13 protein-coding genes are annotated in these 18,479 nt (G+C 32.4%); 6 read left to right on the forward strand and 7 right to left on the reverse strand.

The genetic code is table 11. The annotated features are described in order from the left end of the window. The 7 genes from BK011_00745 to BK011_00775 all read right to left on the reverse strand — a co-directional run bounded on the left by BK011_00745 (position 1) and on the right by BK011_00775 (position 7,572). Positions 1 to 1,383 (reverse strand): MutL protein, encoded by a 1,383-nt coding sequence (locus BK011_00745; protein AUD64286.1) that lies wholly within the window; start codon positions 1,381 to 1,383, stop codon positions 1 to 3. After that, a complete protein-coding gene (locus tag BK011_00750) occupies positions 1,383 to 1,790 on the reverse strand; it encodes a methylaspartate mutase subunit S (GenBank protein AUD64287.1) in 408 nt (135 codons plus the stop codon). The genes BK011_00745 and BK011_00750 overlap by 1 nt, the downstream gene beginning before the upstream one ends. Positions 1,791 to 2,034: 244 nt before the next feature. Then, entirely contained in the window at positions 2,035 to 3,519 is a 1,485-nt protein-coding gene (locus BK011_00755) for a lysine--tRNA ligase (GenBank protein ID AUD64288.1), read from the reverse strand. 55 nt (positions 3,520 to 3,574) lie between these two features. Next, positions 3,575 to 3,820, reverse strand: a complete 246-nt coding sequence (locus tag BK011_00760) for an RNA-binding protein (GenBank protein ID AUD64289.1) — start codon at positions 3,818 to 3,820, stop codon at positions 3,575 to 3,577. Continuing rightward, complete coding sequence (locus BK011_00765) at positions 3,810 to 5,726, reverse strand: cell division protein FtsH (protein AUD64290.1); 1,917 nt, start codon at positions 5,724 to 5,726, stop codon at positions 3,810 to 3,812. The genes BK011_00760 and BK011_00765 overlap by 11 nt, the downstream gene beginning before the upstream one ends. Before the next feature lie 12 nt (positions 5,727 to 5,738). Next, complete coding sequence (locus tag BK011_00770) at positions 5,739 to 6,290, reverse strand: hypoxanthine phosphoribosyltransferase (GenBank protein ID AUD64291.1); 552 nt, start codon at positions 6,288 to 6,290, stop codon at positions 5,739 to 5,741. Continuing rightward, on the reverse strand, positions 6,283 to 7,572 hold the full coding sequence (locus BK011_00775) for a tRNA lysidine(34) synthetase TilS (protein ID AUD64292.1): 1,290 nt from the start codon (positions 7,570 to 7,572) through the stop codon (positions 6,283 to 6,285). The genes BK011_00770 and BK011_00775 overlap by 8 nt, the downstream gene beginning before the upstream one ends. 153 nt (positions 7,573 to 7,725) lie before the next feature. Between BK011_00775 and BK011_00780 the strand changes: the two genes are divergently transcribed. From BK011_00780 to BK011_00805, 6 genes are all read left to right on the forward strand, one after another. Continuing rightward, positions 7,726 to 8,280, forward strand: a complete 555-nt coding sequence (locus tag BK011_00780) for a septum formation protein Maf (GenBank protein AUD64293.1) — start codon at positions 7,726 to 7,728, stop codon at positions 8,278 to 8,280. Between the two features lie 95 nt (positions 8,281 to 8,375). Beyond that, the gene (locus tag BK011_00785) at positions 8,376 to 9,968 is read left to right on the forward strand and encodes a glucohydrolase (GenBank protein ID AUD64294.1); all 1,593 of its coding nucleotides are present in this window, start codon (positions 8,376 to 8,378) and stop codon (positions 9,966 to 9,968) included. A gap of 2 nt (positions 9,969 to 9,970) precedes the next feature. Beyond that, a complete protein-coding gene (locus BK011_00790; GenBank protein ID AUD66105.1) occupies positions 9,971 to 12,301 on the forward strand; it encodes a hypothetical protein in 2,331 nt (776 codons plus the stop codon). Positions 12,302 to 12,306: 5 nt separating this feature from the next. Then, positions 12,307 to 14,673 (forward strand): hypothetical protein, encoded by a 2,367-nt coding sequence (locus BK011_00795; protein AUD64295.1) that lies wholly within the window; start codon positions 12,307 to 12,309, stop codon positions 14,671 to 14,673. After that, positions 14,670 to 16,997, forward strand: coding sequence for a hypothetical protein (locus BK011_00800; GenBank protein AUD64296.1), 2,328 nt, complete (start codon positions 14,670 to 14,672; stop codon positions 16,995 to 16,997). The genes BK011_00795 and BK011_00800 overlap by 4 nt, the downstream gene beginning before the upstream one ends. Positions 16,998 to 16,999: 2 nt before the next feature. After that, positions 17,000 to 18,475: a hypothetical protein gene (locus tag BK011_00805; protein ID AUD64297.1), complete on the forward strand. Its 1,476-nt coding sequence runs from the start codon at positions 17,000 to 17,002 to the stop codon at positions 18,473 to 18,475. Positions 18,476 to 18,479 lie beyond the last annotated feature (4 nt).

Consider the following 18,479-nt stretch of genomic DNA (forward strand, 5'->3'; position numbering starts at 1 on the left):
CTATAGTTTAACCATGTATTTTTTCATAATTCTAAGTGCAATTTCTGGATGGTCCATAGATAATAAACCCATAGCAGATAAGATATAGGTTTTATCAAGTAAATATTCTGGATTCTGTGGACGTAGCTCCATCGGTTTGCTAGCCATTTTTACGCCATTTTTTAAGATTGCGACCGGATCTTTACTGCTAATTACTACGCCACCGGTCCCAATAAAATAGTTTGTTTGAGTTAAATCTTTTCCAACTTGGTAGTACATAACACCCATCGGTGTATAAACACCTTTTAAGGTACCAACATGTCTTGATGTCGCTACATCGATGCATTTACCTGCAAAAATATCATCTGCAATATAATCTTCATCGGTAGACGATATAAATTCAATATCATCATGACGTTTATGAGCTTCAGCCTCAATGTCCACATTTCGAGATTTCCAATGGCTTATTTCAGACGCAGTAAAAGATTGAAGGATACCTAGTGATGAGTATCTCATGCCTAAATCACCTTCAACCGTACGTTTAGCATAGGGCTCTTCTAAACCAGATAAAATTGCATTCATTTGTGTAGGTAAACCAGAACTCATTGAGTAAATATCAGTCGTAGCTCCCCCAACATCTGCAAGCATCAAATCACCTAAACCAGGTTCATCTCCGAAACCGGTTGATAATAACTCTGCAGCCATTAAAACAGCATTTGGTGTAGGAAGTACAACTTCACCAACGAGTTTTTCGACTTTTTTTATACCTTTAGCTTCAATAATATTTTTAACGAATATATCTTTGATTGTGTCCTTTGCACTATTGATGTTTAAGACATTAAGTCTAGGCATGACATTTTCACAAATATAAAACTCTTTATTTGCTTTTTTAAGAATTTCTTCAATCTCATCAGTAGCATCTTTGTTTCCAGCAAAAACAATAGGTGCCTTAATGTCTGATTTAGCTAGTTGCTTAGCATTGTGAATGACACATTCTTTATTGCCACCATTTGCTCCGCCAGCAAGTAGGATAATATCGATATTTTTATTCTTAATTTCTTCAACTTCGTGAAGGTTAATGTTGTGTGATAAAATGAGTTCAACTTTTGCGCCAGCACCAAGACATACTCTTCTTGCTGCTTCAGTAGTTAACTCTTCAACAAGACCTATAGCAACCATCTTAAGTCCACCAGCAGCAGAAGAACATGCTGTGATTTTATCAAACTTAATTTCATAACCGATTTTTGCATGAAGTCTTTCTAAAGCTTTTTGATATCCAATAATGATATCCTTTTCAACAGTAGTAATTGCTTTTGCAGTCGCGATGATTTCTTCCTTATCTAAATCAACAGCTGTTAGCTTGGTAAAGGTAGAACCAAAATCGACAAGCAAATATGTTTTCATCAAATGCCCCCTAAGTCTAATTTGATTGTATCTAGTACGTCATCAATTTTTACACCAGGTGGATAGACTCTATTGAAACCCATGTTTTTGAATCTGCTTTCAACCTCATCAAAATCTTGTTTTCCAACGACAATATTCCCGCCAACATAAAGCAAAATATGATCTAACCCAGCTTCTTCACATTTTTCTCTCATGCCACGACAATCTAGTTCGCCATGACCATATAAAGACGATACTAAAATTAAAGAAGCCGATGTCTCTATAGCTGCGTTTATAAAATCTTCTTGAGATGACAATACACCTACATTTACAACATTAAAACCCTCTTTTGTAAGTGTGTACTCAATGATCTTATTGCCTACAGCGTGAACATCAGCTCCGATAACTCCGATTACGATAGTTTTCATTACTTCCTCCGGTATGGATTTATAGAAAATTTTTATAATATATAAAAACGCTTACATACACTTGTATTCTAAAACATTTTATACGAAAAAACAACAGTAAAAAGCCTTTTTTCATATTTTTTTCATAAAAATATGTCAATTTAATAAATATGAAAAGAAATATCAAGAATGTAAGAAAAACTGTAGTCTTTCATTTGTTTTCATTATAAAAAAAATGACTTTAAAAAAGTCATTTTTAAGTAAATTATCTGTGTTTTAAATGTGGGAATAAGATGACATCTCTGATGTTTGGTGTGTTTGTTAATAACATAATGAATCGATCGATACCAATACCGATACCACCAGTAGGAGGCATACCATATTCTAATGCTTCAACAAAATCAATATCCATTTCTGTCGCTTCATCATTTCCTAAATCTTTTTCTTTTAATTGGTTTTCAAATCTTTCTTTTTGATCGATTGGATCATTGAGTTCACTAAATGCATTTGCATATTCACTTCTCATGATGAATAATTCAAAACGATCAGTAAATCTTGGATCTTCAGCATTCTTTTTCGCGAGTGGAGAAATTTCAATTGGATGACCATAAACAATTGTTGGTTGAATGATCTTGTCTTCTACGTAATGTTCAAAGAAAGCTTCAACAATATGACCATAACTAAAATGCTTTTCAACGTGGATGCCATGCTCTTTTGCAACTGCTTTTGCTTCATCTAAAGTCATTTGTTGCCAGAAGTCAACACCAGAAATTTCTTTAACTGCATCAACCATATGCCAACGTTTCCAAGGTGCTTGCATATGAATGATTTCATCTTGATAAGAAATATCATATGATCCTAAAATTTCTTTAGTTACTGTTGATAGACAACCTTCAACTAAGTCCATCATATCTTCCATATCTGCATAAGCAAGATATGCTTCAATCGTTGTGAATTCTGGATTATGCTTAGCATCCATACCTTCATTTCTAAATAATCTACCGATTTCATAAACTGCTTCAAGACCACCAACGATTAAGCGTTTAAGCGGAAGTTCTGTTGCAATTCTTAAATAGAAATCCATATCTAATGCATTATGGTGAGTCACAAATGGACGTGCAGCAGCACCACCTAAAATGGACTGAAGCACTGGAGTTTCAACTTCGATAAACCCTCTTGAATCAAAATAGTTTTGAATCGCTCTAATAATTTTTGGACGAGTCATTGCAACTTTTCTTGCATCTTCATTAACGATTAAATCCACATAACGTCTACGTCTTGATTCCTCTTTGTCTTGAAGACCATGGAATTTATCAGGAAGTGGGCGTAAAGCTTTTGTTAAGTGTGTGTATTCTGAAGCTTTAACAGTGAGTTCATTGGTTTTTGTTCTAAAAAGAACACCTTTGATACCAACAATGTCTCCTAAATCAGCTTGTTTAAAAAGCTTGTAGCTTTCTTCACCAATTTGATCTTGTCGTACGTAGACTTGGATTTGTCCATCACGGTCTTTAAGGTGCATAAATCCTGCTTTGCCTTGACCTCTTTTAAGGATAATACGACCTGCTATAGATACTTCTATATGTTTTTCTTCTAGTTGATCATGATCAAATGGTTCATATGTGTCATGAATCGTTTTTGCATCATGTGTTCTTATATATTTTTGACCAAAGGGCTCAACCCCCATGTCTTTTAATTCTTGTGCTTTTTGTCTACGCACAAGTTGTTGTTCATTGATATCATCTGGATACATATTCTAATCCTCCTAATCCTTGATATTATATCATAGAAAAAGCCATAATTAAATATTATGGCCTTTTTTCTTCACTTAAAAGTTCATACATCAATTCATCCTTTTTAGGTGTTAAACTTGTTATTTTAACTTTGATTATTTTTAATCCTAAGTGAAGTGTTATGATGTCATTTTCTTTAACTGTAGAAGAAGGTTTTGCGATTTTATCGTTTATTTCTACTTTATCTTTAGTTGCAGCTTCTTTAGCTACAGTTCTGCGTTTAATGAGTCTAGCAACTTTTAAATACTTATCAAGACGCATTTTCTGAGTTACCGTTTTTTTCTTTCCACCATGAAAGTTCGCCTGTACTCACTATTTCTTCAATATCAGCTTTAGTCAATGTTTCAACTTCAATCAAATAATGGGCAATTTTATCTAATAATTCACGGTTTTCAGTGATAATTTCTGTAGCTTTGTTAAAGCATGATGTGATGATATGTCTTACCTCTGAATCAATTTCGTGTGCGACTTGATCAGAGAAGTTTTTTTCCTTAAAGTAATCTCTACCTAAGAAGACATTACCACTACCAGTTTCATATTGTACTGGACCTAAGTCACTCATACCATATTCTGTAACCATCGCTCTAGCGATTTTTGTTGCGATTTGGAAGTCGTTATAAGCACCAGTGGTTACTGTATCAAATACGATTTCTTCAGCAACTCTACCACCGAGATAACTTGTTATTTTTGCAAGCAACGATTTCTTGGTTTCTAAGAATTTTTCTTCAGCTGGTGTCATTAAATTATACCCACCAGCTTGACCTCTAGGAATAATGGTCACTTTTTGAACAACATTGGCATCTTCAAGCTTTAACCCAATAATTGCATGTCCAGCTTCATGATAAGCAACTGTTTTCTTTTCGGATACAGAGTATTTTCTGCTCTTTTTAGCAGGTCCCATCATCACACGGTCAATCGCTTCATCTAAATCTTGTTCAGATATTAAAGTTCTATTGTCGCGTGCTGCAAGTAGCGCTGCCTCATTCAGTAAGTTTTCAATATCTGCTCCAGAGAATCCTGGAATACGATTTGCAAATTCATCTAAATTAATCTTTGGATCCATTTTTTTATTTCTAGCATGTACTTTTAAAATTGCTGCGCGTCCTCTCATGTCAGGAAGTGAGATCGTGATTTGACGATCGAAACGACCTGGACGAAGAAGTGCTGGGTCTAATACATCTGGACGGTTGGTTGCTGCCATGATAATGATACCCATGTTTCCAGTAAATCCATCCATTTCGACTAATAATTGGTTAAGTGTTTGCTCTCTTTCGTCATGTCCACCACCAAGTCCAGCGCCACGTTGACGACCAACTGCATCGATTTCGTCGATAAAGATGATACATGGTGAGTTTTCTTTTGCAACTTTGAATAAGTCACGTACACGAGATGCACCAACACCAACAAACATTTCAACAAAGTCAGAACCAGAAATTGAGAAGAAAGGAACATTTGCTTCCCCAGCTACTGCTTTAGCAAGTAGTGTTTTACCTGTGCCTGGGGCACCGACAAGAAGTACACCTTTAGGTATTCTAGCACCCATATCCACATATTTTTTAGGAGTTTTAAGGAAGTCAATAAGTTCTTCCATCTCTTCTTTTTCTTCTTCAACACCAGCGACATCTTTAAATGTGACTGTTTTTTCACGATTTAATTTAGCTCTATTTTTAGCAAAATCAAATGCTCTATTGTTTTGATTGTTTGCATTTCTAAAAATGATAAATAATACGACTACAAATAAGATCAGTGGAGCTAAGTTAATCAGTATACTCCAGAAGGTGATACCTGATTTCTCAACGATTTGTGTGTCTCCACCATAGGCTTCAACGATTTCTAATATACCTTGAGCTTGATCGATACGCATGACGCGTTCGAACATAAGAATGTTGTCATAGCTTGTCACATATTGTTCGTAAATGATACCTCGAACGATTACCAAGTCGTAATTATCTCCACCGATGAGTTCATACTCTATGGATTCGATATGTCCTGCATTTGCTGCAGCTTCAATTTCACTCGCTGTTAAATCATTAACTTGGCCGGTAAAAGCATCTCTTAAAAATAAGAAAATACCAATCACAATAATTAATGTAAATATCATAATGATATAATCTGGTTTTTTTCTCATATCTGGTTTTCTTGTAGGTCTTTTTGGATTTTGGTTCATATAGCCACCCCTTTACTCGCTTTCTTCAGATGTATAAACTTCTGGTTTTAATACACCAACAAAAGGTAGATTTCTATAATACTCATTGTAGTCTAATCCATAGCCTACAACGAATAATTTTGGAATCGTTTTACCCACATACTTAGGCACGTAAGGTTTCACTCTACCTTCTGGTTTATCTAATAGGGTTACGATTTCAACTGAAAGCGCACCTCTATGTTTTAATAATTCTACAATAGTCACAATTGTGTTTCCTGTATCTACGATATCTTCAACGATAAGTACATGACGATCTTTTACGGAGATATCTAAATCCATTTTAATTTTTACGTCACCAGATGAACTAATACCACCATGATAACTACTTACTGACATGTAAGCCATATCAACTTTTAATTCTATTTTTTTAGATAGATCAGACATAAAAGGAACACACCCTTTTAAAAGTCCAATCAAAATTGGATTTTTATCTTTATAGTCATGTGTTAAAGTTTGACCTAAGTTGGTACAAATTTTATCGATTTCTTGTTCAGATACTAAAATTTCTGAAATGTCATTATGCATGCTTAGTCTCCTTTAGTTTTAAGTAAACAATTTTTTCATTTCCTAGCGTTTGGTTCATATATAAATCTTGAACCCAAAGTATGTTATCTTCATTATCTGTTAATACCCATAATTGATGGCGTTTATCCATGGGTATTTTTTTATCAATGAGTAAATCCTTTAACTTTTTATGTCCAAAACTATAGGCTAGTTTATCACCGTTTTGACGATGTCTAATCCATAACGGAAACGCTAATTTATTATAACATAATTTTTCTAAATCTTCAGTAGGAGTGTTTGAATTATCTAAAAATGTGAAAATTACGTTATTTGTTAGTTTTGTTTCCCCTAGTTTCACTTCAAATTTCACATTTTTCTCAATTTTTTTTAGTTTTACATATGATTTATCATATGCTTTTACAAACTGGTATTGATGAGATAAATCAATGACTTGATTTGGTTTCTCATTTAAAATCATTTTTTTAATGGATATAATGATCTCATAAGAGGTGTTAATTTGCTTGTTTTCAAGTAAGTAAGCAATCATATCTTCTTGTATTGCAGGGTCATAGTTTTTAAACTTAGAAACCTCAATCTCGTCTTTTTTGTCTAATAAACCGAGTGTGGTATTTCTAATAAATTGAAAAGCTTTTGTTACTTGGTGATGATAGTTCTTTGCTTGCGATAATAAGTTTAAATTTTCTTGTTTCATGATTGGAATAATTGCGTGTCTATATCTATTTCTTAAATAATAATTTTCTTCATTTGACTCATCATTTAAGTAAGGGATATTATGTTTTGAAACATAATCTAAAATCTCATTTTTAGAAATATACAACAAAGGTTTTACATAAGTAATACCTTTTTTTGTATGTGATAATTGCATACCTGCATAACCCAATAAATTTGATCCTCTGGTTAACTTTATCAATATGTTTTCAAGAAGATCATCAAGATGATGAGCTGTTAGTATATATCTTGCTTTAGCAACTTTAGCAACATCCTTTAAATAATGTAATCTAAGCATATGTGCTTGATGATGAAAATTCCCCTCATCAACTTCGACTAAATAGTAATGGAAAGGAATATCATGAGTTTCACAGTAGGATCTTACCAAATCAGCTTCAATTTTTGATTGTTGTCTTTTCATATGGTTAAAGTGGACAACTTCAATCATGTATGGACTATCTTTGAATATCGATAGTAACATCATTGAATCTGCACCACCGCTTACAGATATGATTAACTTGGATTTTTTTTGGATTTTCAACTCGATTTGTAATAAATCAATTATATCAGTCATGATGGCACCTCCAATATAATTACATTATATCATGGTTTGTTTGATTGGACATTTTCAGGTGATAAGAAACTAAAGATATGATATAATAAGTTTTGAGTTTTAAAAAGACGCTACGAAAGGAGAAAATACATATTAAAAATGTATTAAATTTCTATGATTATTTTAGCAAGTAGTTCTCCAAGACGATCAAAACTATTAAAAGATGCTGGATTAACATTTAAAGTTGTTTCTAGTGATATTGAAGAAATCTATGATGAAAAGTTAGAACCGAAAGAAATTGCAATGTATTTAGCTGAGTTAAAAGCTAAACATGTTGCTAAAAAGTATTCAAGTGATGTTGTTTTAGGTGCAGACACAATCGTTGTTTACAATGGAGAAATATTAGGCAAGCCACAAGATGAAAATGATGCGATGAGAATACTATCGATGTTATCCAATCAATGCCATGATGTCTATACTGGAGTGTCGATGATTAAAGGGAATCATGTAGAAACATTTTTTAGTCAAACCAAGGTTTGTATGAGACCACTGAGTAAACTTGAAATCGAAGCATATATAAAAACAGGAGAACCAATGGATAAGGCTGGTGCATACGGTATCCAAGGAGATGGTGGAGCATTAGTTGAGAAGTACGAAGGTGATTTCTTTACAATTATGGGTTTGCCCTTAAAAGAAGTTTTAAATAAGTTAAAAAAGTTCGAAATATAAATGAAGCTTTTGTACAATCATGTATAAAGGCTTTTTATTTTTGGGAAATAGGCTTATAATAAGATTAACAAAACCTTACATTAAGAGGTGATTTCATGGCACTCAACCAAGATGTTGTCGTTTATCAAATTTACCCAAGAAGTTTTAAAGATAGCAATGGGGATGGTATTGGTGATATACAAGGTATTATTTCAAAGCTAGATTATATCAAGTCTCTAGGCGTTGATGTTTTGTGGTTATCGCCTGTTTATCAATCACCAAATGATGATAATGGATATGACATCAGCGATTATAAAAACATTAATCCTGAATATGGCACAATGATGGATATGCATAAACTCATCATTGAAGCGGGATTACGTGGTATCAAGATTATCATGGATTTAGTAATCAATCATACATCAGATGAGCATGAATGGTTTATTAAAAGCAAAGCAAAAGATCCAAAGTATAGGGATTATTATATTTGGAAAGATAAGCCCAATAATTGGACGAGTTTTTTTGGTGGAAAAGCTTGGACTAAAGTAGACGATAGTTATTATCTTCATTTGTTTAGCAAAAAACAGCCCGATTTAAACTGGAAAAATCCTGATGTTATGGACGAAATTAAAGATGTTATGAAGTTTTGGCTAGATAAAGGGATTTATGGATTTAGATGTGATGTGATAAACATTATTTTTAAGTCGAGTTTAAAAAATGGGAAGAAAAGACTTGTGCTTATAGGAAAAGAACATTACCATCAACAAGATGGTATGCATGTTATCCTTAAAAAACTTAGAAAAGATATATTAAACCATTATGAAACGTTTACTGTTGGTGAAACAGTTATGGTTACACCTAAACAAGCCAATGATTTAATTATGCCAGTAAGAGAAGAGTTGGATATGGTGTTTAGTTTTGCACATATGGAAGTTGATCAAATCAATAATAAATGGTTTAAGAGAAAATTTAAACCAATTAAGCTCGTGAGAACTCTTACCAAATGGCAAAATGAAGTTTATTGGAATGCTAATTATTTCGAAAATCATGATCAACCAAGAAGTGTATCAAGATTTGGAAATGACAAAGAGTTCCACGATGAAAGTTCAAAAATGTTAGGGACTCTACTTTTTGGTTTAAAAGGGACTCCATACATTTATCAAGGACAAGAAATCGGAATGACAAACTGTCCATTTAATGACATGAGTGAATTTAAGGATGTTGAAACACATCGTATTTATGAAATTGCTAAAAAAATTGGAATCCCTAGAAAAATGCGATTTAACATGATGTTAAAGACATCTAGAGACAACGCTAGAACACCCATGCAATGGAGTAATAAATGTGGGTTTACAACTGGGACACCATGGTTAAAAATGAATCCTAATTGTGATAAAATTAATGTTTTAGATCAAGAAACTACAGCATATTCTATTTTGAATTATTATAGAAAACTCATTCAACTTAGAAAAAAACATCATGTACTAAGATATGGAACATTTGAGTCTTTATACGAAGGCAAGTCTGTATACATTTTTAGAAGATTCGATGATGAACATGAAGTTTATGTTATGTGTAATTTTTCAAAAAAATCTAAAAAAATAAAAATAGAAGTTGGTGGTGAGTTACTCATCTCCAACATCAACAAAAAAGATTATAATCATATATTATCACCGTATGAAGCTAGAATGTATATTAAGGAGATTTGATGATGATTAGGTATAAAGAACCCTTTTTTATCTTAGAAACAAAAGATTTATCCTATGTTTTCAAAATTTTGTCAACCAATCATTTGGAGCACCTTCATTTTGGTGCTAAAATTTTAGATAGCGATCTTAATCAACTACATACAAAACTTACCGCTAAAGCAAGAGGCGTTATTGATTATGACAATAGTGAGAACAAAGATATACCCCTTGATTTGACGCCCCTTGAATATTCTTCGTTTGGGAAAGGGGATTTTAAACTTGCACCTTTAGAGATTAAAATGCCGGATTCAACATTTGTCTCAGATTTTGTATATCATAAGCATGAAATCATTGAAGGTATTTATGCATCAAAAGAACTTCCAACTGGATATGATGATGAGAGTCAAACCAAGACCATCATAGTTACTCTTAAAGATACTAAGTTCAATATTTATTTAGATTTAGTGTATACAACATTTTTTGAGTCAAATGTTATTACAAGAAGAACTATTTTGCGAAATGAAGAAAAACACAGTATATCCATAAGAAAAATCATGAGTATGATGTTTGATCTTTATGGTAATGATTATGAGATGTTAACCCTTGATGGCGGAGCAATTAAAGAAGGTCAAAAACACATAACACCTGTAAGTTATGGCACTTATATTAACAGTTCCATGACAGGTATAAGCAGTTACAAGCATAATCCAGGAGTCATTTTACTTAAAAAAGGGACGCATGAGGACTATGGCATGTGTTATGGATTTAATTTAATCTATAGTGGGAATCATTATACAGCAATCGATCAGTCAAGTCACGGTATACTAAGAGTTATGCAAGGCATTAACCCTTCGTGTTTTGAGTGGGACTTGCATCAAAATGAAACCTTTGAAACACCAACAACTGTACTTACTTTTTCTGATAAAGGATTTAATCAATTAAGCCATCACATGCATCATTTTATCAATCATCATATGATTCCCAGGCAATTCAAAAACGTAGAAAGACCTATTGTTATTAATAGCTGGGAAGGATTTTATTTTGATTTTAACGAAAGAAAATTATTAACTCTAGCCAAGAAAGCGAAAGATTTAGGGATAGAGTTATTTGTTTTAGATGATGGATGGTTTTCCACTAGAAATAATGATCAATCTGGATTAGGAGATTACGATGTTAATCTTAAAAAACTAAAGCATGGATTGGTTGGATTAGCGAGCAAAATAAGAAATTTGGGACTTAAGTTTGGACTCTGGTTTGAACCAGAAATGATAAATCCAGTATCCAAATTATATGATAAGCGTCCAGAATATGCTGTTAAGATAGAAGGTAGGAATCCATCATTAGGTAGAAATCAGTTATTGCTAGATTTATGCAATCCTGAAGTTAGAGCTTATATCATGAATGAGATGAGTAAGATCATCGATGAAACCAAACTTGATTATATTAAATGGGATATGAATAGATATATGACAGATATGTTTTCAGCTTACGTACCTCAACAAGGTATGTTTTACCATACATATATGTTGGGTTTGTATAACATTTTGGGACAGTTAAGAAAAAAGTATCCACATATCCTAATTGAAACATGCGCAAGCGGGGGAAACAGGTTTGATTTAGGCATGCTATCGTTTGGGCCACAAATATGGACATCGGATAACACAGATCCAATTTCGAGACTAAGTATTCAAAAAGGTATGAGTTATTTTTATCCATTATCTACGTTAAGCAATCATGTGTCATTATCCCCACACGAACAAACACTTAGAAAAACACCACTACACACTAGATTTAATGTAGCAATGTTTGGAGTTTTAGGATATGAATTAGATTTTAAGTATTTAAGCGCCTTTGAAATAAAAACAATTAAAGAACATATCAACCTTTATAAGTCATATCGAAAAATTTTGCAGTATGGAAAATTTTATAGATTTAATGAAGATTCACCCTATCAGATGATGTATCAAGTGAGTAAAGATAATGTTCATATTTTAGGAAATTATCAAATACTTGCACTTCCAAATCCTAATCTAGAACAAGTTAGAATCAAAAATTTAAAAGATAATGAAATGTATGCATTAAAGTCAATGAATCAAAAAATGACTTTAGATAAATTTGGACATCTAATCTCCCACGCGCTTCCGATTAAGCTTAATCCGAATAAAGCATTGTTTAGATTAATCTCAAGATTTAAACAATTGGATAATGCAACAGAAGATGTTGTTTTATCTGGACAAGCACTGATGCATGGATATAAGCTTAAACAACAGTTTATGGGCACATATTATAATGATCAAACAAGAATCATGGGAGACTTTGGATCCCAAATATATATCATTAAAGAAAGTAGTTGATATTTATGAGACAAAAACTTCCAATTAATTTTTCTTGGTATGTTAAACCATTTGATGCAAGTGATTTAAAACAAATCGATATAAAAACTTATCAAGAAGTTGATATCCCACATCAACCGATTGATCTTTATAATAATTACTTTAAAATTGAAAATATTGAGCAAAAGTTTACATATTACTATCCTTTGAAATCAGATCACTTAAAAAATCACGATCAATATATCTTGCAATTTGATGGTGTAGCCATCGAAAGTGATATATATATTAATCAAAAAAAAGTTGGGCATCATATGAGTGGGTATACCCCATATCGTTTAGATATAACACCTTATGTAGATATGAGTAAGGACATTCAAGATGTTATGGTCATTGTATCAGGGATTGAGAGAGCTCATGTACCACCATTTGGTGGTGTTGTTGATTATTTAGGATATGTTGGGATATACCGAGAAGTCTATTTAGATCTTATTGATCAATATCATATCAAAGATGCATTTATGTATGCAGAACAACCATTATTAAACAATCAACTAACCATAGAAGTAACAACTTCTCATCAGGAAGGTGAGATATTTGTTGATATATATGATGTTGAAAAAAAGAAAGTCAAATCAGAAACATTTCACATCAAGCATGAATCGTCAATGATTGAAATAGAATTGGATCAAAAGAAACTTTGGCACATAGATAATCCTTATTTATATGAGGTTGTTTTAACATATAAAATAAATGATCATGTATATGATGTATATAAGCATAAGTTTGGATTTAGAAGTTTGGTTTTTAATCCTGACGGATTTTATATCAATGGAGAGAAACGTAAACTTATGGGATTAAATAGGCATCAATCTTACCCGTATCAAGGATATGCAATGCCAAAAGGTGCACAAAAGGATGACGCTGATATCTTAAAGAGAAAACTAGGTGTTGATATCGTAAGATCATCACATTACCCATGTTCAAAGCATTTTTTAGATCGTGCTGATGAAATTGGACTTCTTGTCTTAGAAGAAATTCCAGGATGGCAGTTCATTGGGGATGATGAGTTTAAAAGAATAACGTATAACTCACTTAAAGAAATGATTCTTAGAGATAGAAACCATCCATCTATATGTATGTGGGGAGTAAGAATCAATGAGTCACAAGATGATCATGACTTTTATGTACAAACCAATGAGATTGCAAAATCATTAGATCCATATAGACAAACTGGGGGTATAAGAAATTTTGAACATAGTGAGTTATTAGAAGATGTCTATACGTTTAATGACTTTACTAAATATAACGAAGTCAAATCAATTCAAGATAAAAAATCAATTACCAAAAGTGATGCGCCTTACCTAATCACTGAACATAATGGACACATGTTTCCAACAAAACCTTTTGACTCTGAAATGATCAGACTAGCACAAGCTAAAAGACATTTAAAAGTCATTAATGATGCAAGAGAAGAAAATAATGGTATATCAGGTGCAATTGGATGGGTGATGAGTGACTATCAAACACATCCAGCATTTGGAAGCATCGATGGTATATGTTATCATGGTGTAACAGATATCCATAGAATGCCTAAAATGGCATCATATAGCTATTTATCACAAAAAGACCATCCGTTTGTATTAGAGATTTCTTCATCGATGAAGATTGGAGAATATCCTGGAGGATACCTGGATGAGGTTTATGTATTTACAAATCTAGATTATCTTAAGCTTTATAAGAATGATCAATATGTAGGCACTTATTATCCAAGTCATGATATCTATCCTCATTTAAAACATCCACCAATGATTATTAATGATTTTATAGGAGATTTAATCTCTGAACAAGAAAACATGGCGATAAAAGATGCGAATAAAGTCAAAAAAATTATTAAGTATGTCACACAAAACGGGCCTAAATTACCTTTAAAATATAAAGTTCAAATGGGGTTACTTTTAAAAAAATATCGCATGAGCTTTGATGATGGTGTACAATTATTTTATAAGTACACAAGTGGATGGGGAAATAAGAACGTATCATACAAGTTTGAAGGATACAAAGAAGATGTTAAAGTTAAAGAAGTGATTAAAACCCATGACGAGTCGTTTAACATAACATTATCTAGTTCAAGAAATTATATGGCTATTGAAGAAACATATGACACATTAAGATATGAACTTGTAGCACATGACAATTTCAAACAAATCAAAGAGTATGCATTTGATCCAGTTGAAATTCACGTGAGTGGAGCAATAGAACTTATTGGTCCAAGCATGCAAACATTGATATCTGGACAGTTAGCATTTTGGATAAAATCTAAGAGCAAAGGGCAAGGAAAAATTAAAATAAAAGTTAGAAATCAAATCATGGAAACAGAGGTGACTGTGAAATGAATTTATCATTTGATGAAAAAATTAAATTATTAGATGGATTAGATGTATGGCATACAAAACCTTTAGGTGAACTTGATAGTTTACTTATGACTGATGGGCCACATGGTATTAGACTTCAAGTGGACATGAATGATACGATTGGTGCAAAAGGTAGTGTTAAAACCACATGCTATCCAACTGCTAGTTTAACCGCATGCTCTTTTGATAGGAATTTATTAAAAAAACTTGGAGAAAATATTGCTAAAGAAGCACTTCATTTTGGTGTTCAAATGGTATTGGGACCCGGTATAAACATCAAACGCACACCATTATGTGGTAGAAATTTCGAGTACTTTTCAGAAGACCCACTAGTATCAGGAGAACTTGGTGCAGCATACGTACGTGGCGTTGAAGATATGAATGTAGGAACATCAGTTAAACATTTTATCTGCAATAATCAAGAAAAAAATAGATTTACTATCGATAGTATTGTTGATGATCGAGCATTAAATGAAATTTATTATAAAGGTTTTCAACGCGTTTTAAAAGAAAATCCAGCAAGTATGATGGCAAGTTATAATAAACTAAATGGTACTTATATGACTGAACATCCGATGTTAAAAGATTTGGTAAGAAAAGAGTGGAAATATCAAGGTGTAATCGTTAGCGACTGGGGTGCTATCAACGATAGAACAGCTAGTGTTAAACAAACACTAGATTTAGAAATGCCATCAAGTCGAGGATTTTGGACAAATCAATTAAGAAAAGATAGCGTAGATGATGAGGTTTTAAGAAATGAAATAGAAGCATCTGCAAATCGTATCACAAACTTGGTGAAAAAATATAAAAAAGTTGATGCATATGACATTGATTTCAAAAAGCAAAACGAACAAGCGAGATATATAGCTAGAGAATCTATGGTATTAGCAAAAAATGAAGGTATATTGCCATTAAGTGAAAAAGAAAATGTTGCAATTATATCTGGCTTTTATGATCACATGAGGTATCAAGGTGGAGGGAGTTCACATGTCAATGCATATGAGGTTGCTGAAATTAAAGATATCGCAAGTAATTATTCAAGTTTAGTTAAATGTGCTAAAGGGTTTAGTATAGATCATGATCGCATAGATCTCAAACTAGAAAAAGAAGCACTTGAGTTAGCAAACCAAGTTAGAAAAGTTGTTTATATTATTGGAGTACCTGAACAACTGGAAACAGAAGGATTTGACAGAGATCATCTTGACTTACCTAAGAATCAAGTTGATTTATTTAAAAAAATAATATCTATAAACCAAAATGTAGTTGTAGTTGTTTTAAGTGGTTCAGTTGTTAATTTAAAACCTTTTGAGGATTCAAAAGCATGTTTAATTAGTTATCTTGGTGGACAAGCATCTGCACTTGCAATCATGGATATATTATATGGTAGAGTAAATCCATCGGGTCGATTGGCTGAAACATGGATAGATGATAAGTCAATGTGCAACGTTCAGATATCAGATGATAATCATGCAACTTATTATGATGAATCGATTTATGTAGGATATCGATATTATGAGACATTTAGAAAACCAGTGAGATATCATTTTGGACATGGATTAAGCTACACTTCTTTTGGATATAAAGACTTTAAAGTTGTAGAGACAGATGAAGGATATGATATTTCCGTTTCAGTAAAAAACAAAGGTAAAATGGTTGGAAAAGAAGTGGTAATGATATTCACCTCTGGTCAAGAGTCAAGTGTTTTCAGAGCTAAACGAGAGTTAAGAGCGTTTGAGAAAATTGAACTTAAGCCTGATGAAGTTAAAGAAGTTAAATTTCACTTAAGTCAAAAAGATTTCAGTTTTTATGACATCTATCAAAAAAGATTTATTGTTGAAACTGGAGATTATCAAATTGAACTATGTAAACATGCAGGACTCGTCATTGATCAAGTAGATGTTCACATCGATGGCAAAGAAATTAAACATATGTTGAACTCATATAATCAATATGAATACAACCCCTCAGATTTTCAAAAAATATATCAAGATGATTTACCTTTAAAGCATGTGAAGAAAAAAAGACCTTACACACTTTCTACAACATTAAAAGAAACCAATCATACTTTGATTGGTAAAATTCTCAGTAAAATTTTATTGAATATGGCATCTAAGGAAGCTAAAAAAACAGCAGATCCTGCCATGAGAGAAGTCATTAGAAAATCTTTACTAGAAACACCAATACGAATGCTTGCATTATTTAGTAACCAAAAGATTTCATTGTATCAAGCATTAGGTATTGTAGATATATTGAATTTAAAAGTGATTAAAGGGTTAAAAAAACTTAGAAAAAATAGGGAGAATTAGAGATGGCAGTCATACAAAAATTTGATAAAGGTTCGAAATATAGATATACAACTGCAGCTATTGGAAGAGACATGATGTATGCTTTATATAGTACATATTTATTAGTGTTTTTAACAAATGCAGTAGGTCTTCCTGATTGGGAATTAGTAGCAGTGGGTATTGTTATTGCAGTTGCAAGAGTATGGGACGCAATCAATGATACTTTCATGGGAATTATCATTGACAATACCAGAAGCCGGTTTGGAAAGTTTAAACCCTGGCTCTTGATTGGAGCAATCAGTTCAGCTGTTGTGTTCTTTCTATTGTTTCAAGATTATGGGATTACAGGGTGGCTATTTGTTTTAGTATTTGCAGTTCTTTATGTTTTATCAGGCATGACCTTTACAATGAATGATATTAGTTATTGGTCCATGTATCCAAGTTTTACGACAGATCCAAAAGAAAGAGAAAGCATTGGTGCATTAGCAAGAATTTTTGCTAGTCTTGGGATGTTTATTGTGATTGCATTCGTACCTATTTTTTATCAGAACTATGGTGGGGGTCCAAAAGAAGCTTTTACGATTTTAGCTATCGTTATAGGACTCATCTTTATCGGTTCACAAGTCATGGTCTTCTTTGGTGTAAAAGAGCCTAAGAATGCGATTACACATGTAGAACAACAAAAAACTCCTTTTAAAGATTTGTTAAAAATAATCTTTAAAAATGATCAATTAGTTGTCATAATTATTGCGATCCTTTTGTTTAATACAGGATACTTTATCACCACTGCTTTGGGTATTTATTTCTTCGATTATGATTTTAATCGATATGGCGGTATAGAGTTCATGTTATTCTCGGGAATCCTTGCAGTAAGCCAATTAACAGCTATCGGTTTATTTCCGGTACTTGCAAGAAAAATTGGAAGAAAAAAAGTATTCACACTTGGTATTATTTTAGTTGTTATAGGCTATATATTATTTATGAGTGTAAAATATGTCTTACCAATGAATATGCTTTTTATAGGCATTGCTGGATTGGTGTTGTTTAGTGGACAAGGATTTATTCAAGTTTTAGTTTTAGTTATGTTAGCTGATACCATTGAGTATGGACAATGGAAACTAGGTACAAGAAACGATAGCGTTGTCTTTTCAATTAATCCATTTGTTACAAAACTAGCTACAGCTTTTCAAAATATTATCGTTACGATGACTTTAGCTTTTTCGGGTTTAAATGAAAAAGTGATCAAACCTGTAACTGATACAGTCAACGCAAATCCAGATATGGAAACATCAGAAGTTAGAACTTTAATTGCGAGTCTAGTTAATGATGATATGTTATTAGGACTTAGAACATCAATGATAGTTATCCCACTTATTTTAATTTTACTATCATATATCATTTATCGTATGTATTATAAAATTGATGCTAAAATGTATCAAAAAATTACAGACGATTTAATGACAAGAATTATATCAGAAGAAAAACCAATCGAGTTCTAAACAA

The organism is Tenericutes bacterium MZ-XQ (assembly GCA_002838205.1).
Taxonomy (GTDB): domain Bacteria; phylum Bacillota_I; class Bacilli_A; order Acholeplasmatales; family Acholeplasmataceae; genus Mariniplasma.